Below are 21,785 nucleotides of genomic sequence, written 5' to 3'. Positions count from 1 at the left end.
GGAGCCTGGCCCTTCCCCTCGAACGGGGATCTCCACACGGTCACCTGGTCAAGCGTCAGAACACCGTTCCGGCGTCATGGGCGATCAGGTCGTCGGTGGCGCGTTCGGCGATCGCGGCGATCGTCATCGACGGGTTGCAGGCGGCGGTGGTGCCGGGAACCAGGGCGCCGTCGAGGACGTAGAGACCGCGGTGGCCCTGGACGCGGCCGGACAGGTCGCAGACCACTTCCATGGAGGCGCCGCCGAGGGGGTGCCAGGTGGAGGGGTAGGCGGCGGTCGTGTCCAGGAGGTTGGACAGCGGTCCGGCGATCTTCTTGGCCCTCAGGTGGATCTTCTGGTACAGCGCGTCGTCGCCCTTCTTGGGCCACTGCAGGACGGCGTCGTCCTTGGCGGAGTCGTAGACGAAGTGACCGCGGTCGGAGCTGACGCCGTAGCCGACGAGCATGGTGGAGCGCAGGTTGGCGGGCAGCGGCGGCAGAGAGGCCTGGATGATCGTGTTGGCCGAGGCGGGGTCGGCCCAGTCCCTGCTGCCGTAGACGACCGGGCCGCCCTGGGGGACGCCGAAGTCGTCGGCGAGGTTGGTCCACAGGTAGATGCGGTCGCCGTTGGAACCCCAGCCGGTGCCCAGCCCGTCGGGCATGTCGGGGATCTGGCCCTTGGCGGAGGCGCGCATCAGCAGCCGGGTGGTGCCGGCCTGGCCGGCGGCCATGACGAGGGCCTTGGCAGTGATGATCTTCTGCTCGAGCACGGTCCCGTCGGTGCTGATGCGGTCGACGTGGACCTGCCAGCGGCCGTCCTTGGCCAGGGCGACGTCGGTGACGTTGTGCCGGGTGGCGACGGTCACCAGGCCGGTGGCCTCCGCCGCGGCGATGTAGGTGACGTCGACGGAGTGCTTGCCGCCGTTGTTGACGCCCATGGCGCAGTCGCCGTTGGTGTAGGAGGGTTTCATCTCGCCGTTGAGCTCGCGCAGGGCGAAGTCCCAGTCGATCGGCATCGGGATCTTCGTCAGGTCGTAGCCGGAGAGTTCGACGTTGCGGGCGAAGACGCGTGCCGGTTTGTAGGTCTTGCTGTTGATCAGCTCGTCCGGGGCGGTCTGGAGTCTGAGCATGCGTGCGACGCGCGGGTAGTACTCGCTGTTCATGCGGGCGTAGTCCAGGCCCTGGGGAAGGGTGGCGTTGAAGACGTCCTCGGAGGGCTTGAGGGTCATGCCCTGGTAGACCAGGGAGCCTCCGCCGACGCCCGAGGCGCAGATGATGTCCATCCCGTTGCCGAACACCCGCTCCAGCAGCCCGGTGTAGGGCGCCTCGAAACCGGGGACGGGAATGCCGAAGATCGAGGCGGGCGAGCCCAGCCAGAACATCCGCTTGTCCGGGGCGGCGGCGTGCGGGAACGTCTCGGCGTTCGGCCCGGTGGGCCACCGGACTCCACGTTCCAGGACCAGGGACGGGATCCCTGCCTGCGCGAACCGCAGAGCCGTCACACCCCCGCCGAACCCGGAGCCGACGATGACGACACGGTGCTCCTCGCGCGTCACCGGCACCCGGCGCCGCTTGGACGCGGACGCCCTCGACGACGTTCCGAGGACGGTCAGTCCGGTGGCTCCCGCGGCGCCGGCGAGCATGGAACGGCGGCTGATGGCGGACATGGAACTCCTCACAACGTGGCGGGCTCTTGAGGTCTCGGTAGGGCTACGGCCGGTGAGGCAGCGTCGAGCAGTTCGAGGTCGCGGGCTTGCCGTTGAGGCGGTCGGTGAGCCAGGAGATGGCGTCGGCCTGGTCGGTGAGCAGCGGCGCCAGGTGGTTGGTGAGGATCTTGTCCCCGAGGTTGGTCAGCTTGACGGGCCGGTAGGTGACCTTGGCGCCCTTGGCGCACCAGTCCACGGCCAGGCGGCGTGCCTGGCGGTGCGGCACGATGTCGTCCAGCACACCGGTGGTGACGCGGACGGAGCCGGCCGGCCTGAGCGTGCCGAGCCGCTCCTTGGCGAGGATCTTCTTCGCGGTGGGGCTGGAGGAGATGATCTTCAGGAGCGACCTTCCGCCGGTGGTCCACTGCCTGCTGTCAGAGAAGGCATAGCGGAGGATGGCGTCGCCGACGCACATGGTGGACAGGTCCTTGAGCGCGGCACGGCCCTTGGCGTTGATGTTGGCGTTGATGACCTTCTTGATGGCGGGGTAGTTCTGCGAGAGTCCGTTGATGGACCATCCCAGGGCTCCGGCCAGGGCGCTGCCGTCGATGCCCTTGATGACCTGGGTGAGGTCGGCCGGAGGGGCGCCCGCGTAGGTGCCGGCGAGGCGGAGCTCGGGAGCGTAGCGGGGCTGGAGTTCGGCCGCGGCCGCGCTGGCGCCGCCACCCTGGCTGTACCCGTACAGACCGATGCGGGACTTGGGGCTGAGCGACGTGCGGGGCAGGCGGAAAGCGGCTCGAACGGCGTCCAGCAGCGCGTGCGCCTGGTCGAAGCGTTCGGCGTAGGTGTGGAGGCGGTCGGTGGCGCCCAGTCCGACGTAGTCGGTGAGCACGACGGCGGCGCCTCGGTCGAGGATGCGGTAGATCGCCAGGCTCTCGTACCCGAAGGAGACGGTCTTGGAGCTGATGACCACCGGGTTCTCCAGGGCCAGCGAGGGCGCGCACTGGTCGCCCTGCCCCATCGTGCCCGCCGCCATCGCGACCAGCGGACGAGGCCCGCGGCCCTTCCACTTCCTGGTCGGTTCGATGTAGACGCCGGTGACGGCGACCGGCCGGCCTTTGGCATCAGTGGACTTGTACATCAGACGGGTGGCCCTGCCGGGAAGCGGTCCGTCGACGTCGGAGAGGGTGAGTGCGAGCGGCAGCGGCCCGGTCCGGACCAGGGCGCCGTTCTCGGCGGGCAGGCGCGCCGGCGGGTCGTAGAAGGCCGGGATCACCACACCGCGGGACGTCTCACGGCCGGACACGGCGGACCCCGGGACGACGGCCAGGACCACGGCCGCGGCCAGACCGGCGGGCAACACCCTGCCGAGGAACACCGAACCAGACCGGAAAGCCTTCAACGCTCCGCCTCTCCACGCTACCTAGCCGATCGGCTATTTGGTCGGAGGCTAGTTCGAGACCCGCCCGCTAAGTAACCCGTCGGTAGGTTACGGAGGGGTAACGTTTGTTCATCCCCTGCTGACGGGTTCGCCGATGCGTCCGAGGCACTGCCGGAGCCGCGCTCCGGCTCACCGAAGGCGCGATCGCGCTCCCGCCGGGAACCGAAGCGACCGGATTCGCCGGAGGCCGCGGCGGGAGAGCGACGCTCAGGCGGGTTTCCCGAGGCGGAGCATGCGGCGGGCGGCACCGAGCAGATTACGGCGCAGGCGATCGTCGTCGAAATCGGCCGTGCGGGGGTCGGTGGCGGCGGTCATCAGGCTGCCGCTGACCATAAGGGCGCTGATGAGGAGCTCGTCGTCGGGTTCGGGACCGATGAGCAGGAAGTCGATGCGCTGCTCCAGATCTCGCATGGTGGAACTGCTGCGCAGGAAGTGGAGGATGGTGGGGTCGGACTGCATGATGGCCGTGAGGTGGCGGTTGTCCACCACGAGGTCGACGAGGCCCGCCAGAGTGGCCTCGGCGCGTTCGGAACGGCCCTGCTGCCGCTCGGCCGTCTCGATGATGTGGAAGAACCGGTCCAGGGCAGGGGCGATGACCGCTTGAACGATGTCGTCCTTGGTGCGGAACTGGTGGTAGACGGCGGCTTTGGTGACGCCGATCTCATCGGCGATCATCTGCAGCGAAGTGCCGCTGACACCATGCCGTGCGAACAGCTCCAACGCGACGGCCAGTACTCGTTGCCGGGCCGCTCCCGCCTGCCGTCTGCTCACTCGCCGAACCTACCAACGACGCCGCCGAACCGATGAACTTCTTTCGTCCCCGGACGTGACCCCCACACCATGACGCGGTGGATGGAAGCCCGCCCCGCTTCCGCTCTCGCCGATGGCCGGATGGCACCGTGCCTGCGAAAAAAGGCGTGAGGGCTTTGGTGCTCAGGGGGCGCCGAACCGGTCGGGGTAGCGGCCGAGAGAGCGGATGAAGGCGGGCGAGGGCATCTTCTTCCGGTAGGGGATGGCCTTCCCCTGGGGCTTCGCACCGCGTGGGACCGAGGTCGTCTTGATTTTGACGGGAAGCGACAGGGAAGCAAATTCCCCTGCGTAGTACGCGGGCGAATAAGCGGTCTCGTCCGCCATTCCGTACGAAACGTAATAATTCCCGTTGCAGGACGCCTTCGTGCGGAAGGAGAAGCGGCCGGAGCCGTCGGTACGCGTCTTCGCCACCCGATAGACCCCGCCGGGGCCGTCGCAGTCCAGAACCAGACGGATCTCGCGTCTCGCAGCCGGCTTCTTCGTCCTCAGGTCGGCCCAGCGCCCCATCTTCCCCGAGATCGTGAGGCGCTTGCCGTACCGGGCCTTGCGGACGCTGAGCTTCGGACGGGCGAAGTAGGTGCTCCACCTTCGCAGCTCGAAGACCTTGCTCGCGACCGAAGGCGTCGTCCCGTCGTCCAACGAGACCAGGCGCCAGTAGGAGGAAGGCATTCCGTCAAAGCCGACGCTGGTGGTGTACCTGTCGGTGACCGTCCGGACGTTCTTCCAGCGCACTCCGTCGGATGACCGCTGGACGACGAAGCCATAGACGTCCGGGCCCTGCTCGAGGAAGGACTCGAACGCGATGTTCACCACGCCGCTCGCCCAGTACTTCGTCCGCAGGCGGATGAACCCGACCTCGATCTCCTTCTTCGCGACCAGCTTGGAACCGTTCGCCGACCAGGTCACCCGCGCCGTGAGATGGCTACCGAACCGATCGGCCCTCGTGACCCGATAGCCGCCCTGCGCGTCCGTCGTCGCGGTGGTACCGAACTTGACGACCCCGTCGTCCTCGACAAGGCCGACCTCCAGCACCTGGCCGGGCAGGGGATCGCCATCCGCGCCCTTCAGGCTCCCGCTGAGCGTCACCGACGGCTCCTGGTAAGGACCGAGGGAAATGGCGGGAAGTCGGCGAGGCGACACCTCCAGAGTCAGCGTGGCGGCGGGAGCCCGCTCGGCCTGATCCGCCTGCGCGGGACCGACCATGAGCAAACCGGACAGCACCGCGACAACGGTGCCCGGGGCGACGAGCCGCCGCGGCAAGGAACTCAACAGGGCCCTCTCAGCTACGAAGATCCGGAGAGTATATGGACGAAACGTCCTCCTCGCGCAGTTCGGCGACCCGCCGGGCGTGAAGACGCCTCCCGGCATCACACCGGTGCCGTCACCAGGTCGCAGGCGAGGGCGGCCTCGACGGTCCGGGAGTCACAGAAGAAGGGAACGACGATCGAGCGGGCCTCCGCCCGGACGGCGGACAGGTCGATCACGGCCGACGGCAGTCCGGAGGCGTCGCGGCCGCCGACCGGGCCGGTCCTCAGGTCGAGGCGCGCGCGGCGTGCCGCCGACTTCAGGCGGCGGAGGACCTGGTCCTGGCCGGTCTCCTGCTCCAGGATGACGTGCAGGACCGAGGTCGTGACCCCGTCGGACGACTCCTCCACCACGTCCGTGCCGAACACGGTGATGCCGGGATCGAGGGTCGCGGTCCAGGGGTGGCAGACCCGGCCGGGGAGTTCGCCGCGGGCGGCGAGCAGCTCCGATCGCCGGGACGGAAGGCCGGACGTCCCTCCCCAGTTCGTGACCGCCGCGCTCGTGACCTCCGACAGCTGGTACAGCGCCGACACGATCGTCTGCACGGCCCACAGGGGGGCGGGCCGCATCCGGACGAGATCGGGTTCTCCCGTATAGGGCACCCCGCCGAACCCGATCAGCCGGGGCGACGACTCGAGCAGCCCGGCGGGGACTCTCCCGGCCCAGTCCTCCGACAGCACGACGACGTCGGGCGCCATCCCCTTGACGTCTTCGGTGTCCGCGTCGAGCAACGGAATCCGGTCATGCCGCAGTCCGCCCCGCCCGTACCGACCCGCCAGGACCAGCGTGTCCTCCTGGATCTCGACGGTGCCCTTGAACCGGGTCGTGCCCGAGCCGTACTCGATGGCGTAGGGCAGGTGGTCGCGATCCGCTCCGGGAGCGAACCCCACGATCTCGATCTGCTGGACGCCCAGCCCCTGGCGGAGGAAGAACCGAGTGCTGGGAGTGTTCCCCAGAATGACTACACGCGCCATGGAAGGCAGCTCCTTCGACTGTTGTAGGACGGAAACTCTCAGACGGCGATCGGGCCGGATCCGACGACGCGTCCGAGGGGGATGTCGTCGACCGCCCCCTCGCCGTGGACCACGACGCCGCCGCGGATGACGGCGTCGATCCGCCCGTGCACCCGCCACCCCTCGAATGGGGTGTAGTCGCTGTGCTGGAGAAGGCCGTCGGCGGTGATGCACGACTCCCCCTCGCCGCTCCACAGGACCAGGTCGGCGTCCGAACCGACCCGCACGACGCCCTTGCGCGGGTAGACGCCGCTCAGCCGCGCCGGCGCCGCGCTGAGCAGTTCGACCGCGCGCGACATCGGGAGCCCGCGGTGGACGACGAGTTCGGACAGGACGATCGGGAGCCGGGTCTGCACGCCGGGCATTCCGAAGGGCATCCGCCCCAGGTCGTGCGCCTGGCCGTCAGAGGCCTTGTGCCCGTGCCAGAAGGCGCAGTGGTCGCTGGCGATCGTGTCCACCTGGCCGGCGACCACCTTGGCCATGACGGAGTCCACGGTCACGCGGTTGCGGAGCGGCGGGCAGCAGGTGAAGCATTCACCCGTCCGCTCCTTGTAGAACGACTCGTCGAGCAGCGTGTAGTGGGGGCAGACCTCGGAGAACGCCGGGACGCCCGCGGCCCGCGCCGCCCGGGTGAGCTCCAGGGCCGTCTCCGTCGACTGGTGGACGAAGTACACCGGCGCGTCGTTCTGGCGGGCCAGGTCGATCACATGGGCGACCGCGGTGTTCTCCGCGGACTCCGGCCTGGCCTCGATGATCTTCTCGTAGGGAATCGGCCCCTGTGCCGCGAGTCCTGCCATGAGGTGCTCGATCTCGGTGTTGTCCTCGGCGTGGACGTAGGTCAGCCCGCCGTGCCGCCGGAGTCCGCGCATCACCTCGGCGATCAGCTCGTCGTCGGCCATCATGTTGTCGCGGTAGGTCGTGTAGACCTTGATGGTGCGCACGCCGAGACCGACCATGTCGTCGATCTGCGCCGTGTCCCCGGCGTGCGCGTCGGTGAAGCAGCCGTGCAGGACGTAGTCGGCGAGGGAGCCCTTGCGGGCGGCCTCCTGCCGTTCCAGCACGGCCGACAGCGGGTCCTGCCCCGGCCGGGGGATCGCGAAGTCGACGATCGTGGTGGTGCCTCCGGCGAGCGCCGCGCGGGTGCACTCGGCGTGCCCCTCCTCGGTGCGGACGTCGCCGAAGGAGATGCCGACGTGGACGTGCGGGTCGACGCCGCCGGGGAGGATCCACAGGCCCGTGCAGTCCCGGACCTCCCGGGCCTCGAACGCGGGCGCGGACCCGGCCGGCCAGACCCCGGCGATCCGCCCGCCGGAGACCGCCACGTCGCCGCGGAAGACGCCGTCGGCGTTGGCGACCGTCCCTCCGGTCAGGACGAGGTCGAAATGCGGCTTTGCCACAGGTGCTCCCAGGTCATGCGGGGCGGAGGCCTCCGACCGTGAGATCCCTTACGAAGATCGCCACGGTCGTGATGAGGCCGTCCGCACAGGTGAAGGATTCGAAGGTCTCGGCATGGACGCGTCCGGGCCCGTCGGGGGCGTCACCGGCGGGTTCCGCCTCGATGAACCACCGCTGGGTGAAGACGCTCCCGTCGGAACTGGCGCAGACCGGACCGTGCGGTGTGATGTCCAGCCGCGTGCAGGCCGCCGCGAGGTCGCCGATGAGCTTCAGCAGATCGGCCTTGGAGCCGGTCCCGCCGGGAAGCTGCGGATCCTGGAGCCGCAGGTCGTCCGCGAGCAGACCGGACAACGCGGTGACGTCGCCCGACCTGCGCGCCTCGGTGTAGGCGGTGAGGAACCCCTCCCGCCAGGACGGTGTGGTCATGGTCAGACCAGGCCCGCCGCGTTGCTGCCGTCGACGCGCATCGCGGCGTCCTTGGCGTTGAAGGGGCCCTTGATCATGAAGCCGAGGTCCACGGGCAGCACGTGGCCGGTGATGGCGCGGGACTCCTCGCGGCAGAGCCACACCACGGCGTTGCTGACCTCCTCGGGCTCGATCCAGGGGCGCTCGATCAGGTTGAGGTCCTGGAAGATGGGGGCGGCGTCCTCCTCGGTGGCGTCGGCGCGGCCGGTGAACAGGCTGAACAGGACGGGGTTGAGGGCCAGGTCGGTCCGGACGGCCGAAGGCGCGACGGCGTTGACCCGGATGTTGTGGTAGGCGAGTTCGAGCGCCAGGCACTGCATGATGCCGATGACCCCGTACTTGGCCGCGCCGTAGTGCACGTGGTTGGGGTACGGGGTCAGTCCGGCGCACGAGGAGGTCAGGACGATGGATCCGCCGCGGCCGGCTTCGATCATCGGGCGCAGGGCGGGACGGATCGTCCGGAACACGCCGGTCAGGTTGACGCCGATCATGTCGTCCCAGGCGTCGTCGGGCATGTCGATCGTCGGGTCGATGGAGTCGATGCCGGCGTTGGCCACCACGATGTCGATGCGGCCGAACCGCTCCATGGCCTGCTCGACCACCGCGGAGGTCTCCGCGGAGACGCGCGCGTCGGCCTTGATGGCGAGCATCTCGCCGCCCGCCTCCTCGACCAGCCGGACGGTCTCCCTCAGGTCGTCCTCGTTCGACATCGGGATCTTGGTGGTGGGGATCTGCTCGCAGATGTCGAAGCCGACGATCTTGGCTCCGCCCCTGGCCAGCGCGAGGGCGTGCGAGCGGCCCTGGCCGCGCGCGGCACCGCTGATCAGTGCGACCTTGCCCGTGAAATCAGTCATGTGTTCTGGTTTCCTTCCATGGTCGTCGCCAGGTGCAGGCCCTGGCTTCGGGTGTCACGTTCGATGCAGGCGACGAGGTGGTCCGTCCCGGTCGCGGTGGCGAGCGCGGGCACCCCCTCCTCGCACTCGTCGGTGGCTATGGGGCAGCGGGTGCGGAAGGCGCAGCCGCGCGGCAGGTCGATGGGGCTCGGGATCTCGCCGCGCAGCACGCTGAATCCGGCCAGGCGCTCGGGGTCGGGGAACAGCACCGACCCGAGCAGGGCCTCGGTGTAGGGGTGGGCCCGGAGGCGGAACACCTCTTCGGCCGTGCCCATCTCCACGACGCGGCCGAGGTACATCACGGCCACCCGGCGGGCCAGCGACTCGACGATCGCGAGGTCGTGGGTGATGAACAGGTAGGAGACGCCGGTCGCCTGCTGGACCTCGTGCAGGGCCTTCATGACCTCCGCCCGCGCGATGGGACTCAGCGCCGAGGTGGGCTCGTCGAGCACGATGAAGCGGGGTCGCGTCACCAGCGCCCGGGCGATCCCGACCCGCTGCCGCGCGCTGCCGCTGAGGTCGTGCGGACGGGTCTTGCGCGTGATGTCGCCCAGCCCGACGGTCTCCAGCGCCTCCATCGCCCGGCGTAGGCCGTCCGCGGCGGACTCCTCCAGCCCGAGCCGCTTCAGCGGTTCGCGGACGGTCGACAGGACGGTCTTGGTGGGGTTCAGCGAGTCGTAGGGGTCCTGGAACACGGCCTGGACGCCGGCGCGGTAGTCCCGGTACTCCTGGCGGTTCATCCCGGCGAGCGGCCTGCCCTGGTAGAGGACGTCGCCCGACGTGGGCTTCAGCAGGTCGAGGATCATGCGCCCGATGGTGCTCTTGCCCGAGCCGCTCTCCCCGACCAGCGCGACCGTCTCGCCCGGCCGGAAGCTCAGCGAGACGTCGTTGACCGCCTGGACGACCTTCTTCGTGCCCTTGACGGGGAAGTGCCGGACGAGGTCCCTGCACTCGAGGACGAACTCGCCGGAGTCTGCGGCCCGCTTCTCGGCCCTCTTGTCGTTCATCTCAGACCTCCCTTCAGAATCCGCGCGAGGCCGCGAGCAGGGCGCGGCTGACGTCCGTCTCCGGGTCGCGGAACAGCTCGCCCGTCGGCCGCTGCTCGACCACCTCGCCGGCGTCGAGGATGACGACCCGGTCGCAGAACCGGGCGACGATGCCCAGGTCGCGGGTCGCCAGCAGCAGCGCCCGGTTCTCGCGGGACCGCACGGTCGACTCGATGAGCTCCAGGACCTGCGCCTGGATGGTGACGTCCAGCCCGGCGGTCGGCTCGTCGGCGATGACGACGTCGGGGTCGCAGATCAGCCCGACCGCGATGACGACTCGCTGGGCCATGCCGCCGCTGAGCTCGTGCGGGTAGGCGTCGAGCCGGCGCAGCGGGTCGGGGATGCCGACCGCGGTGAACATCTCCAGGACCTGTTCGCGCGCCTCCGCCTTGGAGAGCGGCTTGTGGGCGCGCAGGACGTTGGCGACCTGCCTGCCCACGGGCAGCATCGGGTGCAGCAGCCCGTGCGGGTTCGATCCGATGAAGCCGATCCGCCCGCCGCGGATGCTCTGGAGGAGCTTCGGCTCCGCCTTCAGCAGGTCCTCGTCCTCGAACACGATCTGCCCGCCGGTGACGGCGGCCGGGTCCCGCAGCGTGTGGGTGAGCGTCGAGACCAGCAGCGACTTTCCGGCGCCGGAGTCCCCGACCACGCCGACGATCTCCTGGGGCGCCAGCGCCAGGTCGATCGGGCCCAGGGTGAAGGGGCGGTCGCCGCCGCCGTCGACCCGCAGGTCGCGGATGTCGAGCACGATGTGGTCAGCCACGACGGCTCCTCGCTTCGTTGGCCGCGGTGATGCCGTTGGAGACCAGGGCGAACGACATAACGGTGAGGGCCAGCACCACGCCCGGGAAGATCACGGGCCACCACTGGCCGGTGAACATGCCGCCGGCCGCGTCGCCGATCATGACCCCCCATTCGGCGGTCGGGGGCCGCAGGCCGGCTCCGACGAAGCTGACGCCCGCCACCAGGATGATCGACATGCCCAGGGTCACCGACATCTGCGCCAGGATCGGCGCCATCGAGTTCGGCAGGATGTGCGCGAAGATCACCTGTCGCGGGCGGCAGCCGGAGACCCGCGCGGCGTCGACGAACGTCCGGTTCCGCAGGGTCTGCGTCTGGCCGAACATCAGCCGCGCGTAGATCGGCGCGTTGACGACGGCCAGGACGGCGATGATGTTGGGGACGGTTCCTCCGACGATGCCGAGCAGGCACATCGCGAGGATGAAGAAGGGGAACGCCTGCACGACGTCGAGGACGCGGCTGATGAGCTCTCCCACGAACCCCGGCGCGTAGCCCGCCAGGGCTCCGAGCGGGACGCCCAGCAGCGCCGCCAGCAGGGTGCCGACGCCGGCGAGCAGCAGGTCGATCCGCGGCGCGTAGATCACCCGGGAGAAGACGTCCAGGCCGGACCGGTCGGTGCCGAACCAGTACTCCGCGGACGGCTCGAGCAGGGCGGGGCCGACCACGCGCTCGGGGTCGTGCGGCGCCAGCACGGGGGCCAGCACCGCGACGGCCAGCACGATCCCGACGGCCGCCAGGCCGATCGCGAGCTGCGGGTTGCGCTTCAGCACCGACTTCGGCGAGCGCTTCACCCGGGGTCTGCTTTTCGAGATGGACGAGATCGCGGTCATCGGGTACCCCCCGTCACGCGTACCCGTGGATCGATCCAAGCGTGCAGGAGGTCGATCACGAGGTACACCAGTAGCGATAGCAAGGCTGCGAGCAGGACGACTCCCTGCAGGGCGGACCAGTCGGCGTTCTGCACCGCCTGGACGGCGTACTGGCCGACACCGCCCCAGCTGAAGATCTGCTCCGTGAGGACCGCGCCGGCGATGAGCACCGTGTACCAGACGCCGGCCAGCGTGATGATCGGGGGAAGCGCGCTGCGGAGCGCGTAGCCGACGATCTGCCTCTGCGGCAGCCCGTTGGCCTTGGCCAGGGTGGTGTAGCCGGACTTCAGGGAGTCGTCGACGCTGCTCCGGACCATCCGCAGGATCGGCGCGGTGTTGATGAAGACCAGCGTGAGCACCGGGAGGATCAGGTGGTCCAGATGGCTGAACAGCACCGGGAGGTCCAGCGTGACCAGGGAGTCCACGAGCACCGAGCCGGTGATCACCGCCGGGTCGAACGCCTGGTCGTACTGCCCGATCGGAGCGACGGCGATCGGGAAGGTGTAGTAGAAGAGGAAGACCACGATCATGCCGAACCAGAAGTCCGGCACGGCTCCGGCCATGAGGGAGTAGAAGTAGCTGATCTTGTCGCCGACGCGCGTCAGGGCGTTCCTGGTCAGGCCGCCGACCAGGCCCAGCGTCAGCGCCAGGGCCATCATGATGACGAACGCGACCGAGATCAGCTCCAGCGTCGCCGGGGCGCGCTGGGCGATGTCGTCGAGGACCGGCTGGCCGGTCGTCCAGGACGTGCCCAGGTCGCCGTGCGCGATCCCGTCGAGGTAGCGGCCGAACTGCGCGTACCACGGGTCGTTCAGCCCGAGTTCCCGCTCCAGCTGCGCGACGGCCTCCTCGGTGGCGCTGCTGCCCAGCTGGGCCCGTGCCTGGTTACCGGGGGTGAGCCTGGTGAGCAGGAAGCTGACGAGGCAGATGAGGAACATCTGGGGGACGAGCAGCGCCAGGCGTTTGCCGATAAATTTGATCATCGTTTTCCCGACTCTTCGTCGCCGGTGCGGCCGGCTCCCGAAAGGAGGAGCCGGCCGGTCCGGCGTCAGGCCAGCTCGAGCTCTTCGAACCGGAGGGTGCGCGAGGGGTAGGCGGTGACGCCCTTCACCCGGTCCCGCCGCGCGACGACGTAGTGCGGCTGGGCCAGGAAGACCGCCGGGGAGTCCTCGATGACCTGGCGCTGGAACTCCTTGGCCACCGCTTCGCGCTCGGGCCCGTCCATCGTGACGAGCAGCTTGTTCACCAGGGCGTCGGTCTCCTTGGACTCGTAGCCCGCGACGTTGGCGAAAGCCGTCGAACGGTAGTAGAGGAAGCAGTTGTAACCGATGTCGGGCGTCAGGGCGAGGTCCTGCCAGATGGCGGCGCCCTCGTACTTCTTGCCGGTGAGGCGGTCGGTGAAGGCCGCCGCGGCCAGCTTGTTGAGCTTGAGGTCGATGCCGATCTCGCGCAGCGACGACTGGACCAGGATCGCGACCTGCTCGGAGACCGGCTCGCTGGAGTTGACCAGCAGTTCGCAGCTGAAGCCCTTGGCGTGCCCGGCCTCCTCCAGCAGCTCGCGGGCCTTGGCGACGTTGGCCCCGTCGCCGTACGCCCAGGCGCTCTCGTCGAAGTACGGGTAGTCGCGGCTGATGACGCCCTTCCACGGCGAGGCGTACCCCTGGTAGACGTCCTTGACGATCTTGTCGTACGGCACCGCGTGCGCGATCGCCTGCCGTACCAGCTTGTCGTCGAAGGGCTCGAACCCGTTGTTGAGCATCATGAACAGCAGCAGGAACAGCGACTCGTCGAAGTTGTCGACGACGACGCCCTTGCTTCCTTCGAGCGACTTGAGCTCGGTGGGGAGCAGGTCGCGGACGATGTCGACCTCGCCCGACCGCAGCAGCGCGATCCGGGTGCTGGAGGAGTCGACCTGCCGGTGGACCACGGTCTGGATCTTCGGCTTGCCGCGGTGGTAGCCGTCGAAGGCGGTGAACACGGTCTGCTGGCCGGGCTTGTGCTCGGTGATCGTGTAGGGGCCGTGGCCGGCGTCCGACCCGTTGGCCTTCATCCACTCCTTGACGTACGGGTCGTCCTTCGTCGCGGCGGCGCGGGAGGCGACGCTGTCGAAGATGCCCCAGGCGAAGTTGTTCTGCAGCAGGATCTTGAACAACGGGCTCGGCTTCTCGGTGGTGACCTCGATCGTCCGCTCGTCGATCACCTTCCAGCTCTTGCGCTCCCGGGGGACCAGGCCCGCGACGAGGTTGTACACCGAGCCCAGGCTCCACAGCTGCTGGTGCCGCTCGATGGCGTAGGCGAAGTCCTCGGCGACGAGCGGGTTGCCCGAGTGGCTCTTGACGTCGTCGCGGAAGACGAGGGTCCAGGTCAGGCCGTCCTTGGAGACCTTGGGCTCCTCGGCCAGCAGCCGGAGCTCCCACTTGGCGGGGTCGTAGTCCGGGATGCGCGAGCCGTTGGCGCCGAACGGGCGGTTGGAGAACTCCACGAGCGGTTCGAAGACGTTGTTCATCGCCTCGAGCGCCGCGGCTCCGATCTCGTACTCGCGGTCCAGCGAAGCCGCGAGCGCGCTCACGGCGATGGTCAGCTGACCCGCCTTGCCCGCCGTTCCCGTGCTTCCGGACGTGTTCGTCCGGGAGCACGCGACGGTGCCGAGGAGGGGCAGGGTCACCACTGCTGCGGCGCCCTTGAGCAGACTGCGTCGGGACATCACCTGGTCGGCCACGGACGGCCTCCTAACAAAGGGGGTTCTGCGCGATTTCTGGGGCCCGATCCGGGGTGGGATATGGGCTCCCGGCGGACCTATCGGGTCTCGGTGCCGCCGGGACGCGTGTCAGTCGAAGAGCGGTTCGTGGTTGAAGCCGGGCAGCACGAGGTGTCCCGCGTCCACCGGGATCGCGGCGCCGGTGATGTAGCGGGCGTCGGAGCCGCACAGCCAGGAGACGACGTCGGCTATGGCCGGCGGCGGCAGGGCCGGCTGGTTGCGCAGCACGTGCCACTGCCTCGTCGCCGCGAGGTACTCCTCCTCGGTCGCGTCGTCGCGGCCGAAGATCCATTTCAGGTTGGTGCTGTTGTGGCCCATGACGGTGTTCACCGTGCTGGGCATGACGGTGTTGACCCGGATGTTGGACGGGCCGAACTCCAGTGCGAGGTTCTTGGTCAGCCCTAGCACCGCGTGCTTGGAGGTGGTGTAGTGCCCGATGCTCAGCCCCGGCTCCACCGCGTTGCAGGACGAGGTGATGACGATGCTTCCGCTCCGCCGCTCGACCATGTGCCGCAACGCGGGCTGGACGGTGTTGAACACCCCGGTGACGTTGATGTCCATCACCTCCGACCACTGCGCCGGAGTCAGTTCGAGGAACGGCACCCAGGTCACGAGGCCCGCGTTCGCGCAGACCATGTCGAGCCGCCCGGTCCGCTCCACGACGTCGTCGACGAAACCGCTGACGGCGGCGTGGTCGCGCGCGTCGACGACGTCGGCGACGCACCGGCGCCCCTCGGCCTCCACGAGGCGGACCGTCTCGTCCAGCTCCTCGCGGGTGGCGCCGGGATACTGCGAGGTCTCCGGCGCGGCGCAGAGGTCGAACACCGCGATGTCGGCGCCCTCCCTGGCCAGGCGCAGCGCGATCTCGCGCCCCTGCCCGCGTGCCGCTCCGCTGACCAGCGCGACCTTGCCGGCGTGCCGGCCGGGCTCGAACGGCGCGTCGACGGCGCCGGCCGGGCCGCTCACACCGCCACCTCCTGCCCGACGGTCGCCAGCACCGCCTGGACGACGTCGTTCGCGGCCGGGATGAAGGCGTCCTCCAGCACAGGGGCGAACGGGACGGGGGTGTGCGGGGAGGTCACCATGCGCGGCGCGGCCTTGAGCTTGTCGAAGGCCCGGCTGGAGACCAGCCCGACGATGTCGGAGGCCACCGAGCAGCGCGGCGTGTCCTCGTCGACGACGACCAGCCGCCCGGTCCTGCCCACCGACTCCAGGATCGTCGGCAGGTCCAGCGGCGCGATCGTGCGCAGGTCGATGAGCTCGGCCTCGATCCCCCGGCCTGCGAGCTCGGCCACCGCCTTCTCGGCCACCGAGAGCATCCGCGCGATCGTCACCACGGTGACGTCCCGGCCCTCGCGGACGACGTTGGCGCGGCCGATCGGAACGGTGTAGTCGCCTTCCGGCACCGGACCCCTGGTCTCGTACAGCGCCTTGTTCTCCAGGAAGAACACCGGGTCCTGGTCTCGGATCGCCGAGATCATCAGCCCCTTGGCGTCGGCGGGCGTCGCCGGGGCGACGACCTTGAGGCCGGGGAAGTGTGCGACGGTCGAGTAGTGGCTCTGCGACTGGGTGCTGCCCGCGCGGGAACCCGCTCCGATCATGCTGCGGATCACGATCGGGATGCCCGCGCTGTCGCTTCCGCGGGCGTAGTGCAGCTTGGCCGCCTGGTTGATGATCTGGTCCAGGCAGACGCCCATGAAGTCCAGGAACTGCAGCTCGGTCACCGTCCGGTAGCCGGAGGTGGCCGCGCCGATCGCGGCGCCGATGAACGCCGACTCGGAGATCGGCGTGTCGATCACCCGGTCCCGCCCGAACTCGGTGACGAGCCCGCGGGTGACCCCGAACACGCCTCCCCAGGCGTCGGCGCGGTCGAATCCGGGGATGGTCGCGCCTCCGGCGACGTCCTCGCCGGTGACCAGGACGCGCGGGTCCCGTGCCATCTCCAGCTGGATCGCCTCGTTGATCGCGTCTGCGAACGACAGAACTCTCATGCTGATCGCCTCTCTCTGCTCGTCTGCGGTCAGTGGACCGTGAGGCCGTCGCGGTCGATGGTCACCGTCGGGTCGGCGTAGACGCCCTCGGTCACCGTGGCGGGGTCGGGGTAGGGCGCCGCGCGGCCGGCCTCGATCGCGCTCTCCACCTGCTCCTCGATCTCCTCCTCGATCTCGTCCTTGACGTCGATCCAGTCCTGCTTGACCGCGGCGAGCGCCGCGGCCAGCAGCCGCAGGGGGTCGCGCCCCCGGAAGTCGGACTCCACCTCGGGGAGGCGGTAGGCGCGCTTCGGCTCGCCCTCCCAGGCCCCGTGGTAGCTGTAGGTCGTCAGTTCCAGATAGGTCGGCCCTTCTCCGGCGCGGGCCCGCTCCACCGCGCGCCCGGCGGCCTGGTAGACCGCGATCACGTCCTGGCCGTCGACCTCCTCGGAGGCCATCCCGAAGCCTTCGGCGCGGGCGGCCGGAGCGACGGCGGAGGAGTAGCCGATGGTGGTCGCCTGGCCGAACAGGTTGTTCTCGCAGACGAACAGGATCGGCAGCTTCCACACGGCCGCCAGGTTCATCGACTCCAGCACCGTGCCCTGCTGCGCGGCGCCGTCTCCGAAGAACACGGCGGCCACTCCGTCGGTGCCGGCCAGCTTGGCGGCCTGGGCGAGGCCGAGCGCGAGCGGGGCGCCCGCCCCGACGATCCCGCCGCTGGCCACGTGCCCCACCCGCTGGTCGGCCAGGTGCATGGACCCGCCCTTGCCCGCGTTGGTGCCGCCCGCCCTGCCGTACAGCTCGATCATCATGGCCGCGGGGCTGACCCCCTTGGCCAGGGCGTGGCCGTGGTTGCGGTGCGTCGAGGTGATCCCGTCCTCGGTCCGCAGGTGGGCGATGACCCCCGCGGCGGTGGCCTCCTGGCCGGAGCACAGGTGCAGGAAGCCCGGCAGCTCTCCTTCGACGAACAGCTCGTGGACGCGCTCCTCGAACGTCCTGATCAGCGACATCGTCCGGTAGAGGTCGACGAGCGTCGCCTCCGGCACTCCGGCCGGAAGCTCCGATACCTCCGAGACCTTGGTCTGGTTCATCGAGTCTGCCTTTCTTCTCAGTGGCGTTGATGGCCTTGTGGGCCGCTGTTCCGTATGCGTAATGGGGTTCGACGCTTCATGAGGATTGGGGGAACGTTCCATGATCAGCAGTTTCTGCCGCCGATCCAGAGGCTTCGGCAGGGGGCGGCGACCCCGGAGAGGCCGCCGCCCGGTTCCGTCAGGGACGCGGCGATCCGGCGGCTTTCACCTCGTCGACCTGAGCGTTCAGATGCTGGAGGTGTTCTGTGACCAGAGAGGACGCCAGCGCCGAATCGCGGTCGCGGACCGCCTGGAGGATCGCGCGGTGCTCCTCGATCTGCTGTCGGCGCGCGCCCACCGCCTGGACCGCGAAGGCGTTGAGGAGCGTCCACAGAGGATGCTCGTCGAGGTCGACGAGGGCGGTGGCGAAAGCCGAGAGGTGGGCGTTGCAGCAGTGCTTGAGCAGTTCCGCGTGGAACCTGAGCCCGAGCCTGACGAACTCCGCGAGCCCTTCGGTGTCGTCCACGAGCGCCTCGGCCCGGCCGAGCAGTTCCTCGAGTTCCCCGATCGCCTCGTCGGAGATGCGCTCGGCGGTCAGCGCGACGGCCGCCGGCTCGACCACCAGCCGCGCCTCGAGCACCTCCGCCGCCGGCACCCGGAGCGACCGGTCGCTCAGCAGTTCGCTGATCGCCGAGGACCGTATCCCGCCTGATGCGACATAGGTGCCGTCACCGGAACGCACCTGCAGGATCCCGACGACCTCCAGGGCGAGGATCGCCTCCCGAACCGTCGGGCGGCTGACCCCCATCAGCTCGGCGAGTTCGCGATCAGACGGCAGCTTCGACCCGAAGGGGATCCTGCGCGCACCGATCGCCTCCAGGATCTGCATGGCCACCTGCAGATAACGACGGTTCGCGGTCTGCACTGGACTGAAGGTTTGCTGGTCTGACCACATGACCGGGATCGTGCCAGAGCGCCCAAAAGTTCGTCAATCCCCTGTCCAAAAAACAATCCGGTCGCGGCGTGGCGCGTCGACCGACCGGATCGACGCCCTGGCGAGCATTCGGCTCCCCGAAGACCGAAGACCGAAGACCGAAGATCGACCGGCGATCCGCCCGCAGGACGGGAAGGCCACCCTGCGGACCTCCAGGCCGCAGGGAACCACCCGGGTGGCGGCTCCCAGGGCCCATCACCATTTTTTAGCGGTTCCAGAATTGACGTTTCCCAATACCGGTCTGGTCGAGATTCGACCCGATCGATATTGCTTTCAATTACTGCTCCACCCGTGCCTCTCGCGGCAGACGGGAACACGACCAACGTCATGATCACACAGCCGTGCCGATCATGCCGGGGAAGTCGAACCCCCTGCCGGCAGGCCTGCGCCAAGCCCGTTACCGCTGGCCGAACCCGTACATGCGACCGCCAAGGCGAGGCCGCGTAGGCCAGTGGCCTGCGACACCCCGCCACTGGCCATGCAGCCATTCGACTTCGCTCCCTTGGGGGCGCTGACCGAATGGCTGCATGGTCGGGATCCGGTAATCTCGATATTTGTGTTTCCGGGGCGTTCTCGCCTCTCATGCCCCTGGCATCGAGGGCTTCACATGCAACTTGGTAGTCGATGGCGGGCCGGTCAGGTGAGGGCGCTTGCGGCCATGACGGGGGCCAGAGCCAGGATGGTCCAGGCGAAGATCTTGCGGACGCGGTCGGCGGGTAGGCGGGTGGCCCAGCGGGCGGCGGCGAGGGAGGCGGCGATCGCCACCGCGGTGAAGGTGAGGACGACGCCGTAGTCGAGGTGGGCGGTGGAGTGACCGGCCAGGCCCGCGGTGGAGTTGACGGTGATGATGACGAGGGAGGTGGCGGCGGCCTCGGTGGTGGTGAGGCCGAGCAGGAGGGTGAGGGCGGGGACCACGGCGAAGCCTCCGCCGACGCCGAAGACACCGGTGAGGAGGCCGATGCCGGTGCCCGCGGCGAGGGTGCGGGGCAGGCAGCGGCGGCGGTTGACGCGTCCGGACCGGGTGCGGCAGGCGCCTCCGGTCGGTTCGCCGCCGCGCAGCATGCGGACGGCGACGATGACCATGATGACGGCGAAGGCGGGCAGCAGCACCGCCTCGGGCAGCGCGCGGGCGGCTTTGGCTCCGAGAAGGGCGGCGGGCGCCCCGCCCGCGGCGAAGACCAGGGCGACGTTCCAGCGGATGTCGCCCTGGCGCAGGCGGGGCGCGAGCGCGGCGCAGGACGATGCGGCGACGACGAGCAGGGAGGTGGGGACGGCGACGCTCATGGGCTGGCCCGCACCGTAGATGAGGATCGGTACGGCCAGGACCGAGCCGCCCGCGCCCATCAGGCCCAGGCTGAGGCCGACCAGGAGTGCTCCGGCCGCGACCAGGGCGAGGGTGGCGCTCATCGGCGACAGGCGCGCGCCGGTTCCGCGCCGGGGTCGGCCGCGTCACCCTGGTTGTAAGGGAGGCGGGCGAGCAGGAGTCCCATCATGCAGGTGTCGGTGGCTCCGGCGAAGGTGAGCCCGGCGCCGACGAACGCGGTCGCCAGCAGGGCCCAGGGCGTCAGGAGGCTGAGCGCGACGGTGCCCAGGACCAGCAGTCCGGCGGCGAGGCGGACCTGGCGCTCCAGGCTCCAGCGTTGACGGCCGCGGATGACGGGCGCGCCCGAGGCGGTCCAGGCGTTCATACCGCCGACCAGAACGGCGGCCCCGGTGATGCCCGCCGCGGTGAGGGCGGTGTGGGCGGTGGCGGCGCGGTTGCCGGACTGGCAGATGACGATGATGCGTTTCGCGGCGGCGGTGAGCTGGGGCAGGTGGGCATCGAGGCGGTTCAGCGGCACGTTGACCGCGTGCTCCAGGTGGGCGGTCTCGAACTCGCCCGGGGTGCGGACGTCCAGCAGCAGCACATCGGCGCCGGTGGGCAGGGCGCGGACGGCCGCCGCGTCGATCGTGGTCATGGGGTGTCTCCGTTTCGAGATGTGGTCGTCAGGCGGCCGGGGCGACGTCGGCGGCGCTCGCCCGGTCCAGGACGATCGGGTCGAAGCCGTGGCGGGCGAGGAGGGTGGCGGCGATGGCGGCGCGGCGGCCGGAGCCGCACGCGATGAGGACCGGGCGGGCCGGATCCAGGCCGGCGGGGATGCCGTCGGTGAGCAGGTCGGGCAGGAACCTCTCGACGGCTCCGGGCAGGGGTGCGGCGGCGTGTTCGGAGGGCATCCGCACGTCCAGGACCTGCGCGCCGGGCAGGAGGCCGCGGAAGGCCGGCAGGTCGGTGAGGGTGAAGCGGCCGGTGGCGGCCGGGCCGGGGTCGGTGATGACGCCGCGCACGTCGTCGAAGCCGATGCGGGTGAGCTGGGTGCGGGCTTCGGCGACGTCCTGGCCGGGCTCGGCGACCAGGGCGATGGCGGCGCCGTAGGGCAGCAGCCAGCCCGCCCAGCTGCCGAAGTCCTCGCCGAGTTCGATGCCGGTGGAGCCGGGCAGGAACCCGGCGGCCTGGACGGCGCGGGGCCGGATGTCGACCACGTGCACGTCCTGCTCCAGGTCGGCCGGTGACATCTCCGGCAGCTCGGCGGCGGGCGCGGGCGGTGCCCCGTAGAGGTTGGCCGGGCCCATGTGCGCGTAGAAGGCCGGGATGGGCGGCAGGCCGCTCAGCAGGGTGTCGGTGAACGCCTGTGCGGTGGGCAGGGCGAGCAGCGGGTTGCCGTCCTGTTCGGCGCCGATGGTGGAGGTGTGGCGACCGGCCCCGGTGACGGAGCAGAACGAGCCCTCGCCGTGCGTGGGCAGCAGCTCGACGTCCCGCGGCAGTGCGGCCAGCCGGTGCGCCGAGCCGTGCTGGAGGGTGGCCAGGGTGCGGGCGCGTTCGGGCCCGAGCAGGTCGGGACGGCCCGCGGAGGAGACCAGGAGGCTGCCGCCGGAGAACACCGCGACCGGCTCGCCGTCCACGAGCACGAGGTAGCTGGTGTGCTCGGGCGTGTGGCCGGGAGTGTGGATCGGCCGGACGGTCAGGCCCTTGCCGCCGTCGAGGTCCTCCAGGTGGAACGCGGGCGTGTGCGGGTAGGCCGCCGCGGCCGCGGCGGGCAGCACCAGCTCCGCACCGGTGCGGGCGGCGGCCTGGCCGGCGCCGGAGACGTAGTCGTTGTGCAGATGGGTCTCCAGCACGAACCGCAGCTCCAGATCCCGCTGTTCGGCGGCGTCCAGGAACCGGTCGATGTCGCGCTGCGGGTCCACCAGCACGCCCCGGCCCTCATGGGCCAGCAGGTAGCTCTGATCGCCCAGGCCGGGCGTGCGGAACGCGATGATCTCCATTCGGAGACACTCCTTTCGACCGATACCC

General features: G+C 69.9%; 20 protein-coding genes. All 20 read right to left on the bottom strand.

Going from position 1 to position 21,785, the window contains the following annotated elements; all coding sequences use genetic code 11:
• Nucleotides 1-55 precede the first annotated feature (55 nt).
• The 20 genes from ABD327_RS18600 to ABD327_RS18505 all read right to left on the bottom strand — a co-directional run bounded on the left by ABD327_RS18600 (nt 56) and on the right by ABD327_RS18505 (nt 21,757).
• Entirely contained in the window at nt 56-1,645 is a 1,590-nt protein-coding gene (locus ABD327_RS18600) for a GMC oxidoreductase (RefSeq protein WP_344451739.1), read from the bottom strand.
• A 43-nt stretch (nt 1,646-1,688) separates the two neighbouring features.
• On the bottom strand, nt 1,689-3,026 hold the full coding sequence (locus ABD327_RS18595; RefSeq protein WP_344451737.1) for a lipase family protein: 1,338 nt from the start codon (nt 3,024-3,026) through the stop codon (nt 1,689-1,691).
• A gap of 246 nt (nt 3,027-3,272) precedes the next feature.
• Nucleotides 3,273-3,836, bottom strand: a complete 564-nt coding sequence (locus tag ABD327_RS18590; protein WP_344451736.1) for a TetR/AcrR family transcriptional regulator — start codon at nt 3,834-3,836, stop codon at nt 3,273-3,275.
• Between the two features lie 162 nt (nt 3,837-3,998).
• The gene (locus tag ABD327_RS18585) at nt 3,999-5,246 is read right to left on the bottom strand and encodes a hypothetical protein (RefSeq protein WP_344451735.1); all 1,248 of its coding nucleotides are present in this window, start codon (nt 5,244-5,246) and stop codon (nt 3,999-4,001) included.
• A complete protein-coding gene (locus tag ABD327_RS18580) occupies nt 5,243-6,154 on the bottom strand; it encodes a hypothetical protein (RefSeq protein WP_344451734.1) in 912 nt (303 codons plus the stop codon). Before ABD327_RS18580 ends, ABD327_RS18585 begins: the two co-directional genes overlap by 4 nt.
• 38 nt (nt 6,155-6,192) lie before the next feature.
• Nucleotides 6,193-7,590 (bottom strand): dihydroorotase, encoded by a 1,398-nt coding sequence (locus tag ABD327_RS18575; RefSeq protein WP_344451732.1) that lies wholly within the window; start codon nt 7,588-7,590, stop codon nt 6,193-6,195.
• Nucleotides 7,591-7,603: 13 nt separating this feature from the next.
• Nucleotides 7,604-8,014, bottom strand: coding sequence for a nuclear transport factor 2 family protein (locus ABD327_RS18570; protein ID WP_344451730.1), 411 nt, complete (start codon nt 8,012-8,014; stop codon nt 7,604-7,606).
• 2 nt (nt 8,015-8,016) lie between these two features.
• Nucleotides 8,017-8,907 (bottom strand): mycofactocin-coupled SDR family oxidoreductase, encoded by an 891-nt coding sequence (locus ABD327_RS18565; protein ID WP_344451729.1) that lies wholly within the window; start codon nt 8,905-8,907, stop codon nt 8,017-8,019.
• Entirely contained in the window at nt 8,904-9,953 is a 1,050-nt protein-coding gene (locus ABD327_RS18560; RefSeq protein WP_344451728.1) for an oligopeptide/dipeptide ABC transporter ATP-binding protein, read from the bottom strand. Before ABD327_RS18560 ends, ABD327_RS18565 begins: the two co-directional genes overlap by 4 nt.
• Nucleotides 9,954-9,966: 13 nt before the next feature.
• Nucleotides 9,967-10,755, bottom strand: a complete 789-nt coding sequence (locus ABD327_RS18555; RefSeq protein WP_344451727.1) for an ATP-binding cassette domain-containing protein — start codon at nt 10,753-10,755, stop codon at nt 9,967-9,969.
• Entirely contained in the window at nt 10,748-11,584 is an 837-nt protein-coding gene (locus tag ABD327_RS18550) for an ABC transporter permease (protein ID WP_344451725.1), read from the bottom strand. Before ABD327_RS18550 ends, ABD327_RS18555 begins: the two co-directional genes overlap by 8 nt.
• Before the next feature lie 35 nt (nt 11,585-11,619).
• Nucleotides 11,620-12,645: an ABC transporter permease gene (locus tag ABD327_RS18545; RefSeq protein ID WP_344451724.1), complete on the bottom strand. Its 1,026-nt coding sequence runs from the start codon at nt 12,643-12,645 to the stop codon at nt 11,620-11,622.
• Nucleotides 12,646-12,710: 65 nt separating this feature from the next.
• Nucleotides 12,711-14,381, bottom strand: a complete 1,671-nt coding sequence (locus tag ABD327_RS18540; protein WP_344451723.1) for an ABC transporter substrate-binding protein — start codon at nt 14,379-14,381, stop codon at nt 12,711-12,713.
• 108 nt (nt 14,382-14,489) lie between these two features.
• Entirely contained in the window at nt 14,490-15,386 is an 897-nt protein-coding gene (locus ABD327_RS18535; RefSeq protein ID WP_344451722.1) for a mycofactocin-coupled SDR family oxidoreductase, read from the bottom strand.
• Entirely contained in the window at nt 15,383-16,411 is a 1,029-nt protein-coding gene (locus tag ABD327_RS18530; RefSeq protein ID WP_344451721.1) for an alpha-ketoacid dehydrogenase subunit beta, read from the bottom strand. Before ABD327_RS18530 ends, ABD327_RS18535 begins: the two co-directional genes overlap by 4 nt.
• Nucleotides 16,412-16,440: 29 nt before the next feature.
• Nucleotides 16,441-17,481 (bottom strand): thiamine pyrophosphate-dependent dehydrogenase E1 component subunit alpha, encoded by a 1,041-nt coding sequence (locus tag ABD327_RS18525; protein WP_344451720.1) that lies wholly within the window; start codon nt 17,479-17,481, stop codon nt 16,441-16,443.
• Nucleotides 17,482-17,659: 178 nt separating this feature from the next.
• Entirely contained in the window at nt 17,660-18,385 is a 726-nt protein-coding gene (locus ABD327_RS18520; RefSeq protein WP_344451719.1) for a FadR/GntR family transcriptional regulator, read from the bottom strand.
• A gap of 705 nt (nt 18,386-19,090) precedes the next feature.
• A complete protein-coding gene (locus tag ABD327_RS18515; RefSeq protein ID WP_344451718.1) occupies nt 19,091-19,861 on the bottom strand; it encodes a sulfite exporter TauE/SafE family protein in 771 nt (256 codons plus the stop codon).
• Nucleotides 19,858-20,412: a rhodanese-like domain-containing protein gene (locus tag ABD327_RS18510; protein WP_344451717.1), complete on the bottom strand. Its 555-nt coding sequence runs from the start codon at nt 20,410-20,412 to the stop codon at nt 19,858-19,860. The genes ABD327_RS18515 and ABD327_RS18510 overlap by 4 nt, the downstream gene beginning before the upstream one ends.
• 28 nt (nt 20,413-20,440) lie before the next feature.
• On the bottom strand, nt 20,441-21,757 hold the full coding sequence (locus ABD327_RS18505; RefSeq protein WP_344451716.1) for an MBL fold metallo-hydrolase: 1,317 nt from the start codon (nt 21,755-21,757) through the stop codon (nt 20,441-20,443).
• Nucleotides 21,758-21,785 lie beyond the last annotated feature (28 nt).

Source organism: Actinocorallia aurantiaca (assembly GCF_039533685.1).
Classification (GTDB): Bacteria; Actinomycetota; Actinomycetes; order Streptosporangiales; family Streptosporangiaceae; genus Actinocorallia; species Actinocorallia aurantiaca.
The sequence above is the reverse complement of the archived record's forward strand: the minus strand, read 5'-3'. Positions and strand labels throughout refer to the sequence as shown.

Bases quoted from the DNA above. Each gene is read 5' to 3' on its own strand.
- ABD327_RS18570 (WP_344451730.1), bottom strand. From the start codon at position 8,014: ATGACCACACCGTCCTGGCGGGAGGGGTTCCTCACCGCCTACACCGAG.
- ABD327_RS18580 (WP_344451734.1), bottom strand. From the start codon at position 6,154: ATGGCGCGTGTAGTCATTCTGGGGAACACTCCCAGCACTCGGTTCTTC.
- ABD327_RS18515 (WP_344451718.1), bottom strand. From the start codon at position 19,861: ATGAGCGCCACCCTCGCCCTGGTCGCGGCCGGAGCACTCCTGGTCGGC.
- ABD327_RS18510 (WP_344451717.1), bottom strand. From the start codon at position 20,412: ATGACCACGATCGACGCGGCGGCCGTCCGCGCCCTGCCCACCGGCGCC.
- ABD327_RS18560 (WP_344451728.1), bottom strand. From the start codon at position 9,953: ATGAACGACAAGAGGGCCGAGAAGCGGGCCGCAGACTCCGGCGAGTTC.
- ABD327_RS18525 (WP_344451720.1), bottom strand. From the start codon at position 17,481: ATGAACCAGACCAAGGTCTCGGAGGTATCGGAGCTTCCGGCCGGAGTG.
- ABD327_RS18600 (WP_344451739.1), bottom strand. From the start codon at position 1,645: ATGTCCGCCATCAGCCGCCGTTCCATGCTCGCCGGCGCCGCGGGAGCC.
- ABD327_RS18530 (WP_344451721.1), bottom strand. From the start codon at position 16,411: ATGAGAGTTCTGTCGTTCGCAGACGCGATCAACGAGGCGATCCAGCTG.
- ABD327_RS18505 (WP_344451716.1), bottom strand. From the start codon at position 21,757: ATGGAGATCATCGCGTTCCGCACGCCCGGCCTGGGCGATCAGAGCTAC.
- ABD327_RS18545 (WP_344451724.1), bottom strand. From the start codon at position 12,645: ATGATCAAATTTATCGGCAAACGCCTGGCGCTGCTCGTCCCCCAGATG.
- ABD327_RS18565 (WP_344451729.1), bottom strand. From the start codon at position 8,907: ATGACTGATTTCACGGGCAAGGTCGCACTGATCAGCGGTGCCGCGCGC.